General features: G+C 48.3%; 19 protein-coding genes and 1 tRNA gene. 3 read left to right on the top strand and 17 right to left on the bottom strand.

What is annotated here, in order from left to right; all coding sequences use genetic code 11:
* Positions 1-124: 124 nt before the first annotated feature.
* From G6R29_RS04075 to G6R29_RS04045, 7 genes are all read right to left on the bottom strand, one after another.
* Positions 125-1,471, bottom strand: coding sequence for an MFS transporter (locus G6R29_RS04075; protein ID WP_213809082.1), 1,347 nt, complete (start codon positions 1,469-1,471; stop codon positions 125-127).
* A 182-nt stretch (positions 1,472-1,653) separates the two neighbouring features.
* A complete protein-coding gene (gene ccpA / locus G6R29_RS04070; RefSeq protein ID WP_213809081.1) occupies positions 1,654-2,661 on the bottom strand; it encodes a catabolite control protein A in 1,008 nt (335 codons plus the stop codon).
* A 333-nt stretch (positions 2,662-2,994) separates the two neighbouring features.
* A complete protein-coding gene (locus tag G6R29_RS04065) occupies positions 2,995-3,438 on the bottom strand; it encodes a SprT family protein (protein WP_238476886.1) in 444 nt (147 codons plus the stop codon).
* A gap of 112 nt (positions 3,439-3,550) precedes the next feature.
* Complete coding sequence (gene acpP / locus G6R29_RS04060; protein WP_213809079.1) at positions 3,551-3,802, bottom strand: acyl carrier protein; 252 nt, start codon at positions 3,800-3,802, stop codon at positions 3,551-3,553.
* Between the two features lie 66 nt (positions 3,803-3,868).
* On the bottom strand, positions 3,869-4,897 hold the full coding sequence (plsX, locus tag G6R29_RS04055) for a phosphate acyltransferase PlsX (protein WP_213809163.1): 1,029 nt from the start codon (positions 4,895-4,897) through the stop codon (positions 3,869-3,871).
* 109 nt (positions 4,898-5,006) lie between these two features.
* Entirely contained in the window at positions 5,007-7,040 is a 2,034-nt protein-coding gene (gene recG, locus G6R29_RS04050) for an ATP-dependent DNA helicase RecG (protein ID WP_213809078.1), read from the bottom strand.
* A gap of 131 nt (positions 7,041-7,171) precedes the next feature.
* The gene (locus G6R29_RS04045) at positions 7,172-7,486 is read right to left on the bottom strand and encodes a hypothetical protein (RefSeq protein ID WP_213809162.1); all 315 of its coding nucleotides are present in this window, start codon (positions 7,484-7,486) and stop codon (positions 7,172-7,174) included.
* A gap of 384 nt (positions 7,487-7,870) precedes the next feature.
* Here G6R29_RS04045 and G6R29_RS04040 point away from each other — a divergent pair, with 384 nt between their 5' ends.
* Together G6R29_RS04040 and G6R29_RS04035 are read left to right on the top strand one after the other, a co-directional pair.
* Positions 7,871-8,146, top strand: coding sequence for a hypothetical protein (locus G6R29_RS04040; protein WP_213809077.1), 276 nt, complete (start codon positions 7,871-7,873; stop codon positions 8,144-8,146).
* Between the two features lie 18 nt (positions 8,147-8,164).
* Positions 8,165-8,566 carry a DUF16 domain-containing protein gene (locus G6R29_RS04035; protein WP_213809076.1) on the top strand — a complete coding sequence of 134 codons (402 nt, stop codon included), beginning with the start codon at positions 8,165-8,167 and terminating at the stop codon, positions 8,564-8,566.
* 101 nt (positions 8,567-8,667) lie between these two features.
* On the opposite strand, the gene G6R29_RS04030 is transcribed toward G6R29_RS04035, so the two are convergent.
* From G6R29_RS04030 to mutM, 9 genes are all read right to left on the bottom strand, one after another.
* Positions 8,668-8,738: transfer RNA gene (locus G6R29_RS04030), tRNA-Cys, on the bottom strand.
* Between the two features lie 91 nt (positions 8,739-8,829).
* The gene (locus G6R29_RS04025) at positions 8,830-9,132 is read right to left on the bottom strand and encodes a hypothetical protein (RefSeq protein ID WP_213809075.1); all 303 of its coding nucleotides are present in this window, start codon (positions 9,130-9,132) and stop codon (positions 8,830-8,832) included.
* Positions 9,107-9,895, bottom strand: coding sequence for a YibE/F family protein (locus tag G6R29_RS04020; RefSeq protein WP_213809074.1), 789 nt, complete (start codon positions 9,893-9,895; stop codon positions 9,107-9,109). Before G6R29_RS04020 ends, G6R29_RS04025 begins: the two co-directional genes overlap by 26 nt.
* Complete coding sequence (locus G6R29_RS04015) at positions 9,892-10,977, bottom strand: YibE/F family protein (protein ID WP_213809073.1); 1,086 nt, start codon at positions 10,975-10,977, stop codon at positions 9,892-9,894. The genes G6R29_RS04020 and G6R29_RS04015 overlap by 4 nt, the downstream gene beginning before the upstream one ends.
* A gap of 15 nt (positions 10,978-10,992) precedes the next feature.
* Positions 10,993-11,946 carry a primosomal protein DnaI gene (gene dnaI, locus G6R29_RS04010; protein ID WP_213809072.1) on the bottom strand — a complete coding sequence of 318 codons (954 nt, stop codon included), beginning with the start codon at positions 11,944-11,946 and terminating at the stop codon, positions 10,993-10,995.
* Positions 11,947-11,951: 5 nt separating this feature from the next.
* Complete coding sequence (locus G6R29_RS04005; RefSeq protein ID WP_213809071.1) at positions 11,952-13,355, bottom strand: DnaD domain protein; 1,404 nt, start codon at positions 13,353-13,355, stop codon at positions 11,952-11,954.
* Entirely contained in the window at positions 13,356-13,955 is a 600-nt protein-coding gene (coaE, locus tag G6R29_RS04000) for a dephospho-CoA kinase (RefSeq protein ID WP_213809070.1), read from the bottom strand.
* Positions 13,952-14,662: a DUF975 family protein gene (locus tag G6R29_RS03995; protein ID WP_213809069.1), complete on the bottom strand. Its 711-nt coding sequence runs from the start codon at positions 14,660-14,662 to the stop codon at positions 13,952-13,954. Before G6R29_RS03995 ends, coaE begins: the two co-directional genes overlap by 4 nt.
* 10 nt (positions 14,663-14,672) lie before the next feature.
* Complete coding sequence (gene mutM / locus G6R29_RS03990; protein ID WP_213809068.1) at positions 14,673-15,503, bottom strand: bifunctional DNA-formamidopyrimidine glycosylase/DNA-(apurinic or apyrimidinic site) lyase; 831 nt, start codon at positions 15,501-15,503, stop codon at positions 14,673-14,675.
* A gap of 287 nt (positions 15,504-15,790) precedes the next feature.
* Here mutM and G6R29_RS03985 point away from each other — a divergent pair, with 287 nt between their 5' ends.
* Complete coding sequence (locus G6R29_RS03985) at positions 15,791-17,083, top strand: APC family permease (RefSeq protein WP_213809067.1); 1,293 nt, start codon at positions 15,791-15,793, stop codon at positions 17,081-17,083.
* Positions 17,084-17,175: 92 nt separating this feature from the next.
* Here G6R29_RS03985 and G6R29_RS03980 read toward each other — a convergent pair whose 3' ends face one another.
* A complete protein-coding gene (locus G6R29_RS03980) occupies positions 17,176-18,594 on the bottom strand; it encodes a DEAD/DEAH box helicase (protein WP_213809066.1) in 1,419 nt (472 codons plus the stop codon).
* Between the last annotated feature and the right edge of the window lie 39 nt (positions 18,595-18,633).

The raw sequence follows: 18,633 nt of genomic DNA, 5'->3' as shown, positions 1-18,633 counted from the left end.
AATTAAATGCCATGCTGTTTACTATTCAATATATTATTCCTATTTTACAAAACCTTTTTAAAAAAGGCTAGTAAAAAGAATAGTAAAAAAGTCAGACCCGAACGGGACTGACTGTTTCACGTTTTTACTTTTTAACTTGCAAGCGGGTTGCCAAGAGGTAGCCTGACAACGGAATCAAGATAAACCATGCGGCGGTCAAATTCAATGACATACCGTAGGTGTGGTCATTCAAGAAGAATCCGATTAAGATTCCAGCGACCAAGATGGACAAGGCACCAATCAACTGGCGCATCGTCGTGATGATTGCCGTTCCGTGTGAGATCAAATCCTTTGGCAAGGCGTTTGATGAAGCCGTCACGGCTGGCATCATGATGAAGGCGTTTCCACCTTCAAGCAACATGGCCCCAACGATGGCCAAGAGGAAGAACTTCGTTCCAAAGACAGCCAAAGTCAAGTAACCCAAAACCATCATGGATGATCCAATCAACACGAGGGGGCGCAAACCAATTTGACCAAGCAAGCGACCAGCCCGTGGGTTCAACCAGGACAAGAAGACGGCGGCTGGAATCATCAAGAAACCAGAGATGATTGGCGCAAAGCCAAAGACCTTCTGGAAGTACAAAGGCATGATAACCGTTGCGGTGATCAAACCAGAGTATGACATTCCAGTGAGAAGCATCGCTGACAAGTAGCCGCGGTACTTAAAGACACGCAAATCCAAGAACGGCGTCTTTTCCTTCAGTTGGCGAACAACAAAGGCCACCAAGAGCACAACGGAAATGATGAGCGTGATGGCCAAAGGTGCTGACCATCCTTGGCTCGGCAAGATGGAAATCGTGTAGAGCAAACCGGCAAAACCGATGAGCAAAAAGGATGACAAGAAATCAAAGCTGCGTGGCTTCAATTCGTGGGTGTTCTTGATTTTTCCTTGAACGGACAAAATCAAGGCCAATAAGACCACGAAGAAGAAAGCAAAGAGCAAGCGCCAAGTTCCGAACTGCAAGACAATTCCAGAAACGATTGGCCCAACTGCCAAGGCGGATGACATCACCAAACCAACGGCTCCCATGGCAATTCCACGGTTGGCTTCGTCCGTGTTTTCCATAATGACGGACTGGTAGGTTGGGAAGAGCGCACCAACGGCCACTCCTTCCAACAAACGACCAACGATAACACCCAAGAAGTTTGGCGTGACCACCGCAATCGCCGTCCCCACCAAGAAGGTGGAAACAATCAAGTTGAGCAGGGTGCGCAACTTCAAGTTATCGAGCAACCATGGTGACAAAGGCATCACCAAGGTCATGGCCACCATGAATCCGGACGTCACCCACTGGACGGCAGCGGCGTCAATGCCAAACTGCTTCATCAAAATTGGGTACGCGGTGGTCATCGTCGACTGTGAAATCGACATGGTAAATGAGATAAATAACAGCACCAATGAGAATGCTGATAAGCTACGAATGTTCTTCATGAACTTCCCTCCGTATATTCTAGCTTGTTATATTTTAGTTGACGCTTTTAAAAAAGGCAATTACTTTATTTTCATTCTAAACAAAAAAGCTAACCAAGAACAGCTAGCTTTGTTTTGCGGCGCCCGGTGTGATCCGGGTGCCGCTGGGCGTTTGTAAGCGCGGCCGGCTGGTCGCGCGTTTTTTACATAGTCGAAGCGCGTTCCACCAACGTATATGGCAACTTCACCTGGTCCTCGCCCACTTCTTCTTTATTCATCAGCTTCGTCAACATCCGCATCGCCACCGCTCCGATATCGTACTTCGGCTGGTTAATCGACGACAACTCCGGACGCGCCACCAACGTGTACGTCGTGTTGTTTGATGAAATAATCTCCAAGTCCTCCGGCACCTTGTACCCCGCGTCCTGCACCGCGTTCAAGATTCCAAGTGCCACTTCGTCCTCGTAGGCCACCACGGCCTGGGCCTTCTGCTCGATAATTTGGGCAGCCAACTTCTGACCCGCAGCATAGCCCTTTGCCCCCGTGAACACCAGGCTTTCATCAAAGCTTTCGCCCGCTTCTTCCAAGGCCTTCTTGTAGCCCTCCAAACGGAACTTCTCGTCAATTGTCCGGTCCTTTGAACCAAGCACTAAGGCCACACGACTGTGGTTTTTGTTCAAAAACTTCGTCGTGATTTCTTGAAAAGCTGCCGTATAATCAATGTTCACGGATGGCAAAGCACCATCCCCGGCCACTGATCCAGCCAGAACAACCGGAACCCCAGTTGCTCGAACGGCCGAAAGGACCTTTTCTGACAACTTCGTTCCCATGTAAATAATGCCGTCCACCTGCTTTTGCGCCAGGTTCTTGATGGCCGTCATCGCCTGCTCTTCCTCATCGTCCGTATTCGTCAACAGCACGTCGTACTGGTACATACGTGCGATGTCGTCGATTCCGCGGGTGAGCTCGGAGTAGAAAAGGTTCGTGATATCTGGAATCACCACCCCAACCGTCGTCGTCTTCTTTGACGCAAGACCACGGGCCACGGCGTTTGGCTGGTAGCCCAATTCTTCGATGGCAGCCAACACCTTATCACGGGTGGCTGGCCGAACACTATCCGAGCCGTTCACAACGCGGGAAACGGTTGCGAGTGAGACCCCGACCGCTGCGGCCACGTCATAAATTGTTGCGTTTTTCTTCTGTTCGTCCATCGTCTTTTCCACCCTCTTTTGAAAGCGCTTTATTCTTAAAATATCTTAGCAAAAAAAGCACGGGGTCGCAAATTGTCCCGTGCTTTTCTAAATTACTGTTTTGTTTCAAGTGGGTCACGTGCGCTGACTTTAAACGGCCACTTTCTGAGGTGGTTGGTGAGGTTTTAAGCGGGGCGCGTGCGCTGGCTTTAAACGCCCGCCATTTTGAGGCAGCTTTATAAAAGTCCGTCGCGTACCCTGGCCTTAACGGCAGTCATTTTGAGGCGAGCTTTATAAAAGTCGGTCGCGTGCGCGACCAATCCACATCAAGCCGTTCGATAGCTTCAGGCCGGCCTAGTCATCCTTTTTCACTAAGGTGAGCTTTCCTCGGCAGCGACCACAACGGTAGCGCTTCGTATCCACCGGCCTGGCCCGGTCAAAAAGATGACCGTTTGAACAGGTGTAGTGGTACTTGCGTTTTACCGTGCGCCTTGCCCCAACGTCTGGTGCGTAGCGCGAACCGCCAACCTGCTTTAACAGGGCTTTGAAGTCCGCATCGGCATGCTTGTAGCCCCGCCCCAGCAAATGGAGGTGGTAGTGGCACAGCTCGTGTTTGATGATAGCATCAAAGTCCGGTTGATCTTTCATCTTGGGATTAAAATCCAGGTGATGATCTTTCAGGTGGTAGCGACCGCCAGTCGTTTGCAAACGGGCGTTCCACACCGCTTCATGGGTGAAAGGACGGTTGAAGGCGGTGATGGAAATCGATTCCACCTGCTGCTGGAGCGCAGCCTGCATTGGGGTGCCTAAGCTCGTCTGGTCCCCCTGGCGTTTTTTAGTTGGACGCGCAGGATGCGGTTGGCGTGATGTTGGGGAGGGCACGGGACGGGCCCGTTTTTTCGTAAAAAACTTACTTACCCTGGTGCGCATACACGTAATCAGTCACCTGGTTCAGCGTCGTCAAGTCGTCCAGCTCCTCGTCCGGCACTTCCATGTCGAACTCGTCTTCCAACTCCACCACTAATTCGACCACGTCAATTGAATCCGCGCCGATCTTCTCCACGAAGTCCGCGTTTGGTTCAATCTTGTCCGCAGAAATCGCAAAACGATTAGCAACTTCATCTTTGATTTGCTCGTAAATTTGCTCCTTCGATAAGGCCATTGAACATTCTCCTCAAGGTTTTAAATCGAGTCTTATACTAACACAAAAATCAGTCAATTGTCCGACTTATTTTGCCGCCTTCTTCACCTTCAGCTTATCGGCGTTTTCCTTAATGAAGTCCGTCGTCTTTCCAACAAGGTTTTCTTCCACCATCGTCTGGATTTGACCCATTGAGTTTGCCACAGCGTTTGCCTTTGCTGAACCGTGCGTCTTCACAACCGGTGCCTTCACACCAAGCACCACGGCTCCCCCGTTTTCCTGGAAGTCCATCTTGTGCTTCATCGCCTTCAATGCCGGCTTCAACAACAAGGCTCCCAAAAGGCCACGGATTCCTGAACCCTTAATGGATTCCTTAATCTGCCCCATCATCGTCAAGGCCGTTCCTTCAATGGCCTTCAACGTCGCGTTTCCTGAGAATCCGTCCGCAACGACCACGTCAGCCGTTCCTTCCATGATTTCACGTGACTCCACGTTACCCAAGAAGTTAAAGGCATCCGTGTTCTTCATCAACTGGTGGGCTTCCTTGTGGACGTCGTCACCCTTATCTTCTTCCCCACCGTTGTTCAACAAGCGAACGCGTGGGTTGTCGATGCCCATAACGGATTCCGCGTAGAAGGTTCCCAAGATACCGTACTGGTACAAGTGTGATGGCTTGTTTTCAGCGTTTGCGCCCAAGTCCATGAACACGAATTCCTTGTGTGGTCCGCCAAATGCTGGAAAGGCCGTTGCCAAGGCTGGACGTTCCACTCCGCGGATACGGCCAACGATGAAGATGGCTGATGACAAGATTGCCCCCGTGTTACCAGCTGAGAAAAGCGCGTCGGCCTTTCCTGCCTTCACGGCGTTTGCGGCTTGGACCAATGATGAGTCCTGCTTTTCCTTCATCGCCTTAACGGGTTCATCCCCCATCGCAATCACTTCGTTCGTTGGAATAAGTTCCAAACGTTCCATGGATTGAATCAAAGGCTTCACTTCACTTTCCGTTCCAAAGAGCATGAATTCCAGGTCCTTGTAACGGTCACGGGCCATTTCAACACCCTTCACGATTTCTTCTGGGGCGTGATCGCCACCCATGGCATCAATTGCAATCTTAATCAAAACATTTCTCCTGTAGTCTCAGTTATTCATTATTAATTTTCATTTGTATTAGTCAGACCCGGACGGTAAAAGTCCGACCCGGACCAGGCCCACTTTGCTGGCGCTCTTAGTCAAAGTGGCGGAAGGAAGCCATTGTCTTTGAGAGATGTTCAACCAAAGCCTGGTTGTCTTCCTCGCGGTCCCAGCCGTCTTCTCTAACGAGGTTCAAAGCCTCCTCCTGGGCGATGGTGAGCATCGTCAAATCCTTTACAGGATCGCCCACTTGGAACTCTGGAACACCGGCCTGCTTCGTTCCTAGAATATCACCAGAACCACGAAGCTCCAAGTCTTTTTGCGCTAACTCGAAGCCGTCGGTCGTGTCGACCAGGGCCTGCAAGCGCTCTTTTCCGTATTCCGTTTTTGGATCAGCCAGCAAAATCGTGTAGGACTGGCGGTCACCACGACCAACACGGCCACGAAGCTGGTGGAGCTGCGCCAACCCGAAACGGTCGGCATCAAGAATCAGCATAATCGACGCGTTTGGCACGTCGACCCCAACTTCGATAACGGTTGTCGAAACAAGAACTTGAACTTGGTTGTCCGAGAAGCCGGCCATCAAGGCGTCCTTATCTTCCTTTGGTAAGCGACCGTGCAGCAAACCGACCGTGTATTCCTGCAGCTCGTCCTGCAAATCTTGGTAGACCGCCGTCACGTTTTGAACGTCCAGTGATTCCGACTCTTCAATCAGGGGTGTGACGATGTAAGCCTGTGCCCCCTTGGCCAACTCTTCCTTCAGCATGGCCAAAGCCTGGTCGTATTGACGGTTTGGCAGTTGCTTCGTGATAATCTTCTTTCGCCCAGCCGGCAGCTCGTCAATCACGGAAACTTCCATCTCGCCGTAGGCCGTAATGGCCAAAGTCCGAGGAATCGGTGTGGCGGTCATCGCCAGGATGTCCGGGTTGACCCCACCCTCACGTAACTTTGCACGCTGCTTCACTCCGAAGCGGTGCTGTTCGTCAATCACAGCAACGCCCAGGTGGTGGAAGTGTACGCCCTCTTGCACAAGGGCGTGGGTTCCAACGACAACGTCGATGTCGCCGTTTTCAAGGTCTTCCAGAATCTGGCGACGTTGCGCAGCCTTCAATCCGGAGGTCAACAGTTCCACGCGCAAATCGATGCCCGCAGCATCAAAGAGCTTAGCGAGCCCCTTTGCGTGCTGCTGGGCCAGGATTTCGGTTGGCGCCATGATGGCAGCCTGGTTTCCGGCTGTTACCGAAGCAAACATGGCAATGGCAGCGACCACCGTCTTACCGGAACCAACGTCTCCTTGCAGCAAACGGTTCATGTGCTGTGGCGAAGCTTGATCAGCGAGTATCTCGTCAACCACTCGGTTCTGCGCATTGGTCAGTTCGAATGGTAAGGCTTTGATAAAGTCAGAGACGGCCTTACGATCGTAGTTCAGCGCTTCGCCTAAGAAACGCTGGTCGGCCTGCTTAATGAGTTGCAGGCGCATCTGAAAAAGGAAAAACTCCTCGAAGGCAGCCGAGCGACGACCAGCCTTCGCCTCGATTTTGTCATTTGGAAAATGGCTGTATTCAACCTGCTCGTTTTTGTCTAACAAGCGGTACTTCTCGCGAAGGTGCTTTGGCACCAAGTTATCCATCTGACCGCGAACTTGGCCCCAGGCCTGTTCCACGAGTTCAGCCACTGTCTTAGCCTTAATGGCTTTTGAAACCGGGTAGATGGGTGACAGGCCATCAATCGATGCTGGCACCAACTTAATGGCAGTCATCGCTGCCCGTGCAGCGTTGTACGTTCCATAGACTGCAACTTCTTGTCCAACCTCCAGGTTCTTGGCAATCCAGGGTTGGTTAAAAAACGTCACGCGAACGTTTTCCCGGTCAACCAACAGACCAATCACCGTTTGCGAACGCTTCCCAAAGCGTCGCACAACGGGTGGTGTGGATATCACACCCTTGAAGGTCACCTTTTCACCATCCATTGTTTGGGATGGTAAGCGCTCGCCCATGTCATCGTAACGGAAGGGATAGTAGGACAGCAGATCATAAATGGTAAAAATTCCTAAGTCCTGCAGGGCCTGTAGACGCTTAGGCCCGACTCCGGACAAAACGTCGACTGAATCTTCAACTGAAATGGCCATAAGCACCCCCCTCTTTGATAAGAAATATTTTACCACCAGTAATCGAGAAAAGAAACGCGCGCAAGGTACGTCCTCGACTTTTTCAGGCAACAAAAAAGCCGCTGCAAAATGCAGCGACTCAAATAACTCGATTAGTGAATGTAAACCGTCACAACGGTTACCAATCCGAAGATAACCCCCGGAATATTAGAAATGATGATTGGCCAATCCTTGTAAGTCTTGCACCAACCGTACCCAACCCAAAGGGTGGCGTTAATCATCGCAACCAATGGCTGGAGTGGGTTAACTGGATTTCCAGAGAAGTTAGCCTGGATCTGTGGGATGTATGAAACGTACATCAAGATACACATTGCCGTTGCAATCTTTGAGAACAACTTCAGCATCTTAATCCGACGTTCATCAACAACCTTTCGTTCATCGGGATGAACAAAATTATCTACACGCATTCCCATGAATTATATCTCCTATTCCATTATTCGCTTGAATAATTGCTTATAGTATAACACATATTTATACAAAATAGGCCAATTTGCTCAATATTTATTTTGTCAAAAAGGCTCAATAGAAACTTTTATATTCTTTTAATGTTACTTTGATAGCCAACTTGCTCACTTTTTTACAGGTTGTATTATTATTCTACACAGTTTCTGTAACATTCATTATCAGAATAATTTTTGGCGTGCTGTGGAAATATAATGAAGACAGAAATTTTTCTCCATCAAAACCATAACCACTAACTTCCGACGTATAATCCCGCGAAGGGAAAAAGAAAGAGAATTTATTCGCTTCTAAAGTATAACCCAACGATTGACAAGGAAAGGAAGGACTAAATGACGGTACAAGAAACAAGAAAGCCAAATGACTACGTGACTCACCAAGAATTCCAGGACTTCACTCATAAAATTGAACGTTCCCATGATAAATTAACGAATGAAATGGCCATTTTACGTAAAGATATGGAAATTCAAGGAACTGTCTTAAACGGTAAAGTCGATAACTTAAGTCTCATATTAGATAAAAAACTAGCCTGTTCGAACCGGAACCAAATTATTGGTGTCGTTACAATCGTCGCTGCTATTTTAGGACTATTCTTTAGCAGCAGATGAAAGTAAAGGAGAAAACACATGACGGATTCAAAGAACAATAACCATGTCACGCAAAACGAATTTAAACTGCTAAGTAAAAGTATTGATGAACGTTTCCAAAAAGTCGATGAACGATTCGATAAAGTAGACCAACGTTTCGATAAAATCGATCAGCGTTTTGAGAAGGTCGATCAACGTTTTGATAAGTTAGAAGAACGTCAAAACGACATGCAAAAAGACATCGCCGATTTAAAAACCACAACAAGCGTTCTCAGTGAAAGAATCGAGTCGCAAAACACTAAGCTTGATTCAATTATCAAAGGAATGGAAACAATCGAGTATAAGCTGTCTGATCAAATATCTAGCAAGATATCAAAGCTTGGCTTTGGTCTTACGACGCTTTTGGTTAGTTGCCTTGGTTTCTTCTGGTGCAAACGCTAAATCAAAAAAGGCATGCAGCATCGAGCTACATGCCTTTTTATTCCATCTTTTTTCAAACAAAAAGCCCGCTTCCAGTCACACTGAGAAACGGACGTACATAGAGGTGGTAACCGGAATCGAACCGGTGATCAGGGTGTTGCAGACCCATGCCTTACCGCTTGGCTATACCACCATTAAGCGTTAAACAACGCTTATGATTATAAAGAAAGATGAGCTAAATATCAAGCGCTTCAGCCCAGCAAATTCAGATTAACGAAAGCACGTTACCCCAACTTGTTGTCTAAAAGAATTTGGTCCATCTCTTTTTGAATTTCAGGTGTCTTCTTCCATTCAGGGAAGTGATCACACTCAATTGGCAATTCCTCGTAGGTTTCATTAAGGTAGGCTTCGACTTTTTCCAAGTGGGAAGAACGCGGAACGTTCATCTTCAAGATACGGACTTCCTTGATGAAACCGTGGTCCGCTGCGTATTCTGCGCGGGAATTCTCCGTAACATTTCCTAACTCATAGTAGACGGAACCGTCGTTACGAGTAATTTCTTCAATCAACGTAAATGTCTGATTCATTTAGAATCTCCCTTCCTTCTTTTGCAAAAGCATGTTCAACCAAGTAGTTTGCCACCAAAATAGCCGCGAGGATTCCAAGCATTCCGAGGAGCATGGTCACCACTTCAAAAATCAGCAACTTCGCGTTCAGAAATTCCGCAAGCGAATAGTGCAGGCGGAAGAACCAGACAAACAGCGGAATGTTTGCACCAAGCATCCCGAAGAACAGCGTGTTAATCGCCGTCCCGAGAATTTGAGAACCAATGACCTGTCCCTGCTTCTTCAAGTTTTTCAGGCTAATTTCAGGTGTCCGTTCAACCACCTCAAAGAGATCGGCTGTCACGGCCATCGCGGCTTCCGCAATCGCACCAAGCGCTGAAATGACCATAACGATGACGGCCAGGTTACTAAAGTCAATGCCGACCGCCATTGAGAGGCCTTCCAACTCATCCGAGTTCTCCAAAGTGTAGCCTTGCAAGTAGCCCAGGTATTCAGCGAGATAGGCCAAGCAGATGATGAAGCCAAGCACGACAATCGCCGACTGCCAGGTGATGGTTAAAACGCGGCTCCGCCCAGTTGATAGAAAAATCGCAACGGATAGAATTAACACGGACATCACAACGAGCACAACGAGTGGTGAAAATCCCCAGTTAACCAGTGTGATAAGCAAGAACAATAAGAAGCAGTTTAAGAAGAGTCCCAAGAATGTGAGCATCCCCTGCTTCTTACCAATCCAAAAAAGTGACAAGAAGAGCAAAATGATTAACAGTAAAATCGCATTCATTTTGCTACCTCCTTTTCCTTGGTCAGACGACGTGCAGCCAGGAAGGCTGTCACCGGAACAGCCCAAACAATTCCAAGAGCAGAGACCACCGTCTGTAGGATACCTAAGTTCATTGCCTGATCCAAGATATAACTCCAGTTATTGCCATTTCGAAGCATCAACACAACCATCGGAATGGTTTCAGCAATGAAAATCATGAAGAGCACGTTTGTTAAGGTACCTAAGATTTCCTTTCCGATAGACAAACCGGACTTATAGTATTCCGAAAAGGTCCGGTTTGCTGACTCACGCTGCATTCCAAAAAGACCTGCAACAATGTCACCCGACTCGTCCATAACAGCGCCAAGGACACCAATGACAGCCTGGCTGTAGAAGATTGGTGCGGGTACCTGGGTCACGTAAGACATCGTCTCAAAGTGAACGCCAGCACCCCCGGTGACCGTCATCGCCAAAGCCATCGCGACAAGCGCTAACAAGGTCGCCAGGCAAGTCGACACCCAGGTGATGAAGGCCTGTTTCGTTCGACCGAGAACGAATACCAGAGCAATGGCTGATAGAAGCACGGCCAAAATAACAAAAAGAGCGAGTACCGGCAGTGATCTTGAACGAGCGTCCCAGATGACAACCGATAAGAACAACATCGCGTTGAATACTAATGCCAGGGTTAAATAAGAGAACTTCTTTCGTCCGGAAGCCATGTACAAGCCCGTTAACAATAAGGCTACCAAGCCAAAGAGGAGCGAATCACGCTTGGGCATGTCGACTTGGTACTGGCTACCAATTTTACTCAATAGCAATTGGTCATGTACCCGATAACGACTACTTTCAGCCTTGGAGGACAGGTAGTCGTTTTCGATTTCAACCACTTTATTCGAGCGATTGATGACTTTGACTTTTAACGTTTGTTTATAAGATTGATCTTGATTTCCGTGTTCATCTTGGCTATCGGAAACAAAGCTGGTCTTTTGAGACAGCACTTCACCAACCGGCTGTTGGTAAAAAGCACTGTCCATTCGACCAAAGAAAAAGAAGAGCAAGGCCATTCCAAGCAGAATGGCTGCTTTTTTAATGACTGCTTGCATAAGTAACCTTCTTTATTAACGCATCAAACGACGGTTTTCACCACTCATTTGGAGTGGTTCAGACAAGAAACGCACACGTTGCATCAAACGAGCCGCCTTCCCCTGCTCAACACCATCTTTGGTTTGGGCCAAGTAATCCTGCAACCCATCCATTTCAAAGTTTGACGTGAAGCAAGTCGTCAGTTCGTGTTGCATCCGGTATTCCAAAATAACACCTAAGATAGCGTCACGCGACCAAGAAGTTAACGTATCGGCACCAATATCATCGATAATCAAAACCGATACTTGCTTCATTTGATTAACCATCGTTTTCAATGATTCATCATTTTTCTTCTTAAACGTGGCCTTGAGATCTTCAATGACCGATGCCCAGTGCACCATCATCACAGGAATTTCATTGTTTGCTAAGGAATTGGCAAAAGCCCCCATCAAGAAGGTTTTCCCAACCCCAAAATCACCAGAAAGGTACACACCAGGGATAAAGCGGTCACTTTTTGTCTGCTTCTTTTCAATCAAATGGCTCAGTGTATCCGCCACGACGTTCATGGCTTTTGCTCGTCCTGAGTCCTGCACGAAATCTTGGACAACTTCACTTAAATCAGCCTTAAGGGCAGACTTTGGAACAGCAAAGGCGGTCAACAATTGCTTTTGCTTCATCTGCTTTACCAACTGCTTTGTTGGTTCATAAGAAACGTGTGGATAGCCCTTTTCAACAACTAAAGTTGGACGATAGCCAGGATAAAGTGCCTTTTTGGGGTCTTGTTCCCGACTCTTTTCCCGCATGAATTCAAAGAGGTCCATCATGGAAACCACGAGGGCGTCTTGCTTCAATTCACTTTGGTGTTCGGTCCAGAACTGTTGAATGTCTGGATCCGCTTGAATCCGCTTTAAAGTTTGCGCGGTGGCACCCTCCGTCATCGCGGGGTAGCGCTTCATAAATTCTTTCAGAACGGTTCCTAAGTCTTGCATGAAAATCAATCCTTTTTCTTGTACTTGTTCACGATGTCGAGCGTTCGCTTAACGGCCTCTTGATCAACCGAATCCTGCGTTTCCTTGTTTTTAGCAAAAGCAGGTTCCTGCTTCGTTGGTCGATTTGACCAGTTACGTGGTCCTCGTGAATTCGCCAAGCGTTTCTTTTGGTAGGCTTCAATGGCTGCGACCGCGTCTTGCACAGTCTGCACGTTGTTTTTACCCCAATCATTTGCGATTGTGTCCATCGTTTGCCTTGATAAGACGGCGCGGTCCAAGTTGATCAACACATGGTAAATCATAATGTTAATAACAGGTACAGGGAGCGTCTTTTTGTTAATTAAGTAAGACAACGTTGCTGACTCATCACTCGAGATAAAGCCGTTGTTTCGCTGCTTAATGTCGTTTGCAAACTCAAACGGGGACAGCGCGTTGGCTGAATCAAACAATGCTTGGAGTTGTTTCTTTTGGGCAGCGCTTTTTGGCGCCATCATTTTCTTTGGCTGGCGCGTTCCAGACGTTTGTTCCGTTATTGATCCTTGTTCAGGAGCACTTTTGGTTGACAGTTTATTCTTGTTCAAATCCGCCATCTGTTCGCTTTGACGGCGACTATCCCAGTTTTGCATCAAGTAGGCAAAGAAAGCCTTCTTATTCAAATCGTGGTCGTCTAAGTTAATCGAACGCGTAATCGCCGTTGCCATCTCAGATTCGTTCAATCCGTAGAGGACCTGCTGGGTCATGATGAGGTCGAGGTACTGATCGAGGGTTTCCTTCGTCGTTCCGTGCACGAGTTCGCACATCCCGACAAAGTCAAACCCGACCTTGCCCCAGTCTCCCGCTTCTACTGCAGCCGTACCATCCGCCACACTCACCGTCGGCTTCTGTGTAGCTTCGGGCATGCCAAAGACTTTTAGGAAGGAAGCCGACTGGTCAACTTCATCGTTTAACGGCTTCCCCTTGCGCCCCTGGTAGCGCTGAGCTAACGCCAGGTAGCGTTCTTCACCAACGTAGTGGAAGAGAAGTCCTGAGAGCAAGTCTTCCTTGAAAAAGGCAGCGGCTGTCAAAGGACGCTTTAAAACATAGCGGTAGCTTGCAGAACCCATGGCAGTGCCAGAATACGATTTCAAGAGTGACACTGCTTCTAGCGCGTGCCTGGCACGAACGAGATCAGGGACGGACATGGAAAGAGAATCCATGATCAAGTAGTGGTCGCTAAAGGAACGCTTTCCCTTTAGCTCCATACCCGCTTCTTCTTCAACCAAAAACTGGTAGAGCGCAAAGGCCTTAGGCCCCAAAAACGGCATGTATAAATTGAAAACCAAGCCCAAATCGGCAGCAGAAATCGAGCTATCAGCGCCTAAAACAAAGGGCGTGCTTGCTTGAAATTCTGTTGTTTGCTGCTCAACCATTTAGTTCTCCTTCAAAGTTTGTAAGTAGGCTGAAACCTGCTTTTGTAATTCTTCTTCCGTTCCGTTGTTTTCAATGACAACGTCTGCTTTTTGTTTCTTTTCGGCATTTGGCATCTGTGACTTAATCCGAGTCTGGGCCGCCCATTCTTCCAATCCATCACGGGCCATTAAGCGGTCGAGTTGAACGCGTTCGTCCGAGACAACCACGACAACTTGGTCGAACCAGCCACTCTGGTCATATCCTTGTTCAAAGTAAAGCGGAATCGCACAGAAAACTACTTCTTCGCCCTTCATTTTAAAAAACGAAAGCGAGTCCTGAATGCTTGAGCGAATTTCTGGCGCCGTAATGTTGGTGAGCTCTTTTAACAAAGCTGGGTTGGAAAAGACTTTTTCACCCAAGGCCTTCCGGTCTAAAACACCATTTGAAATGATTTGGTCGCCAAAGGCAGACTTAATTTCTTCCAGGGTGTGTGTTCCAGGCTCAACCACTTGGCGGGACACTAAATCGGCATCAATCACCTTGTACCCAGCGTTTCGGATTTGATTCGTCACAAAGGACTTACCTGAGGCAATGCCTCCCGTAATCGCAATGACTCTCATTTCAATACCCCTTCAATTGCTTTTGAAAATACTTGTGTTGAGTAGACCACGCGGCAAGTGTTGATGTAGGGCGTGACAAAAATGTAGCCCAAACCAAACGTTAACAAACCGAATAGGTGCCAACCGATAAAGGACAATTCAAGCAAGAATAGTTCCCGTTTGCGCCCGCTCATCACGCGTCGTGAGATGGTGATGTAGTCCGTCAAAGACGCTTGCTTACGGTCGAAGAGCAGATCCATCTTGTAGGCGTAATAGGTCTGCGAGTATGAAAAGACCTTTACAATGGCTGGCAAAATCAACAAGGACCAGAAGAAGAGTAAAATCTTCGAAACGAAAGCGAGTAGGAAGGCTGGGAAGAAGGTCTTGAATGAAAAGGCCTGTAAACCAGAAGCCCATGAAAGCTTTCGATCAGGCTTTTGAAAGGCATCGATAATCGCCCACTTTGCCGACCAGGAAACCAAAAGGGCAATGGCCCCAGACACCGTGCGTGAGAAGTACAGGTCAGCACCCGAATCGCTCACCCCCGACTGGGACAAAACGTATCCCCGGTAGAACATGTAAAGCGTAAAGACTAACATCCCCGTTTGAATCAACTGCATGAAGATGATGGGCCAAGTCGCTTGGAGTCCCTTTTTGAAGTGTTCTTTTAATTGTTTTTTAGCGGTCACTTTGACGCGCTTACGTGAAATTGGTTCAACTTGTAGCATAACGATTTTTTTACTTTTTCTTTTGGCACTTTGGACAGAAGGTCGTGCCTCGCTGGGCCACCTTAATCTTCTTCAAAGGTGTTTCACAGCGTCGACATGGCAACCCTGCCCGACCGTATACGTCGAGTTCGTTTTGGAATTTGCCGACCTCTCCAAAGACGTTGGAGAAGGAGTGGACCGTTGTTCCGTGGTGCTTTGTGGCCCGGGCAATTTCGTTAATGATGTTTTCTCGGAGTTCGCGAATCTTTTGGCTCGAGATCTTATCCGTTGTCGTTTCGGGATGAATTCTCGTCTGCCAAAGCACCTCGTCGGTATAGATGTTACCGAGTCCGGCGATGTTTGACTGGTCAAGCAAGAAGGGCTTAATCAGTCGCTTCGACTTCTTGAAGATTTCCTTCATGTAGTCGAGACTTAAGGTCTCTTCCGTTGGTTCGGGACCAAGATCCTTCAAACCCGAAACCTGTGTCATTTCGTCACCCGTTTTCACCAGGGTCATACGACCGAAACGACGGGTGTCATTGTAAAAAAGGACGCGATCGTCTTTTAACGTAAAAATGACCTCGGTGTGTTTGTGAGGTGTTGACCCCTTTGGTTCCACCGAGTACTGCCCTTCCATGCGAAGGTGAGAGACGATGGTCTCGTTGCCGGATAGACGGAAAAGTAAGTACTTCCCGCGACGCTCGATGGCCTCGATTGTTCGACCGACCGGTTCTTGCTGGAAGGCCTTCAAATCAGAAGTCACCGCCTTTGGATAGGGTAGGTCAACTTTTTCGATGATGGCCTCCTTAACCAAGGCGGTCAAACCACGACGAACCGTTTCGACTTCTGGTAATTCAGGCATGTCTCTTCCTCCGGCAATCCTTTTTTCAACGTCTTTTTTAGCACTCATTATGCACTATAAAAAGAGCGTACACACTTTCATATTTTAGCATAGCGCCCCCTAAATAACAGGCGTACTCGCCCCCTTTTTTGAATGTAATTCTGAAAAAAGTTTAGTAAAAATTACTTTTCTTTTAACATGGGAAAATCAGCATGACAACGGGTGCAAAGTTTTCTATAATAAAAACAACGTTTTTGCTTTAAAAAAATGAATTCTTTTAAAAAATTCAGTCGAAACTTGGGAGTATCATGGCACAGGAAAAACAAGCAGCATCAAAAATGGGGTTCTTCTCCCTTATTTTGTTTGGGATTAACGCGATTATCGGTTCAGGAATCTTCTTACTTCCATCAACTGGTATGAAGCTTTTCGGTCCCGCAAGTATCCTGGTCCTTCTCTTTGATGCCGCGCTCGCTTTTTGCATTGCTCTTTGCTTTGCGGAATGTGCCAGCTATTTTAAAGAAACCGGTGGCGCGTACGTCTATGCCAAAGAGGCCTTCGGACACTTTGTCGGCTACGAGGTTGGTTTTGTGACCTGGGCAATTTGGATTATTGCGGAAGGAACGATGTACACCGCCTTTGCAACGGCTTTGGGTGGTATCTTTCCCGCCTTGGCGAACCCGAGTGCCAAGATTATCATTATCGTTAGTCTCTACCTCTTCTTGATCACCTTAAACATCTCTGGTGTTCGCCTCACCACCATCATTTCTAACGTGGTGACCGTTGGAAAACTCACGCCAATTCTGTTGGTTATCATCGTTGGACTTTTCTTTATCAAGCCCGCACACTTTGACCCCTTCTTCATTTCGAAGCTCACGACGGTGCCGAATTTTGCAACGGCGGCGATTACTCTGTTCTACATTTTCTCTGGTTTTGAGCGAGTGGTTATCACGGCCGGTGACATGAAAAACGTGCAGAAGAACCTGCCACGCGCCCTGTTGATTTCACTTGCAACGGTCGTAACGGTCTACATTCTGGTGATGGTCACTTCCATCGGTGTCCTAGGTAATCAGCTCGCCACTTCAACGGTTCCACTGAGAGACACCTTCCAGGCCGCCGCTGGTAACTTCGGTGGCCACCTCATCTCCCTTGGAACACTACTTTCCATCGGCGGGCTCTGCATCGCCTCATCCTTCGTTTCACCGCGTTCGGGGGTCGCCTTGGCAGAAAATCGGATGATGCCAGTCGTCCTAAAGAAGAAGAACCGACGTGAGGCGCCCTTCGTTGCTATCCTAGTTTCGGGAACCGCTTCGCTTATCATTGCCCTTTCCGGATCATTTGCGGTGTTAGCACAGATTTCGGCTGTCTCTCGCTTCGCCCAGTTTATTCCAACCATTCTAGCGGTTCTTGTCTTCCGTAAAAAGAGGGCACACGACGGAAACGGTTTCCGAATTCCGTTTGGACCACTCATCCCCATTGTCGGATTGTTGGCTTCCTTCTGGCTGCTCAGCCATGTTGCACCAAGCAATTTACTCTGGGGACTCGGTGCGTTAGTCCTGGCCGTTCCCTTTTACTTCTTAGCAATGAAAAACAAGGCCAACTAAATCGGCGACAGTCTAAGACGACATGAAGAAGCCACTTATCTTCCAAATATAAAAAGCCACGCTTTCCTTAGCGTGGCTTTTTTTCTTACAAATTAGTCTCTTTTTTGCGCCCATTTAGGCTTACCCTTGTTTTTCTTCTTACGGGCTTGGTGCTTTTGCTTCACCTTCTTTTGGGCCTCTGGATCGTTTTTCTTGCGAGCTGCAGCCTTCTTAGCCGCAAAGCCTTGACCAGGTCTCTTAACAGAAGAAGCACCATCATTAGAACGCTTAACCTGTGACCGTGCACCCGGCTTTTGCTTCTTCGTTGAGGCAATCGAGCGTGGTGCTAGTTCGTCTGCGACACGGTCATCACCTTCCTTGCCACCATCATCTTCCCAATCAGCAAAGCGATCACGACGCGCAGCAGAAGCCGCCTTCGTCTTCTTGTCATCAACGGATGCCCAAGAGAACTTATCCAATTCCAATTCGTCAGGAAGGTATTGCTTCAACAGTCGAATGTCGTGGCCGTTTCCAAGCATCAACACCTGACCAGGCATGCCGGCACGACCGGTACGACCAGAGCGGTGCAAGTAGGCCGTCAAGTTACGTGGCACCTGCGCGTTTACGACGAGTGGCAAACCGCTAATATCCAGTCCACGACCAGCAACGTCCGTGGCCAAGAGCAAGTCCAGCTTGCCCTTCTTGAAGGCCTGCAAGGCGTCTGCTCGCTTCAAGTGGGACTTCTCGTTGTTTCCAACGGACATCACGGAGGCGTGTTCGTGACGCAAAGCTGCCTGTGCGGCAACCAAGGCGTTGATGGAGTTGAAGAACACGAGGGCTTGAACGTGACGACGGGCCAGTTCGATTAAGACCTTGTGGCTTGAACGAGCGTCAACGTGCAAGTAGGTGTGCGCGATTTCCTTTGGCGACTGTTGGCCAACGGAAACGGGCTTTACGGACTGACCGAAGAGTTCTTGCACCCAGGCCAGATTGACACCAGAAGTGGCAGAAAAGAGTGTGACCTGCTTCAAGTTTGGCAAGTTGTCAGCCAACTTTTCCAAATCGTCTTTGTGTTCGTCTGTCAACGTCGCGTCGGCTTCGTCCACCACCAACATCGAGAAGTTGTTGGTCTTCAAGGCCTTTCCGTCAATCATCGTTTGAATCCGGCCAAGCGTTCCAACCACGACGGCTGGCTTTTCCTTCTTTAACTTGTCGGCCTGGCGCTTTCCATTCGCACCACCGATCAAGGCAGCGACTTTGACACCAATCAAAGCAGCATAAGGGCGAATCACTTGGGCCAACTGCGCACCCAATTCCTGGGAAGGCGCCAAGATTAAGAGTTGGTGGCCCTTCTTTGACAAATCAAGACGTGACAGCAAAGGCAAGGCGAAGGCCAGGGTCTTTCCAGAACCGGTTGGTGCCAAACCAAAGAGGGATTCCCCTTCGCTCAAGCGTTCGAATAAGGCCTCTTGAATGGGCGTTTTTGCCTTGAAGTTCTTGTCAAACTCGGCGGTTAATTCGGGTAAAATCATATCGTTCTCCATGAAGGATAGCGCTTGCCACCCTTTTTA

Origin of the sequence: Fructobacillus broussonetiae (assembly GCF_018437275.1) — a bacterium.
Lineage (GTDB): Bacteria > Bacillota > Bacilli > Lactobacillales > Lactobacillaceae > Fructobacillus > Fructobacillus broussonetiae.
This window is presented reverse-complemented; position numbering and strand designations above follow the sequence as displayed.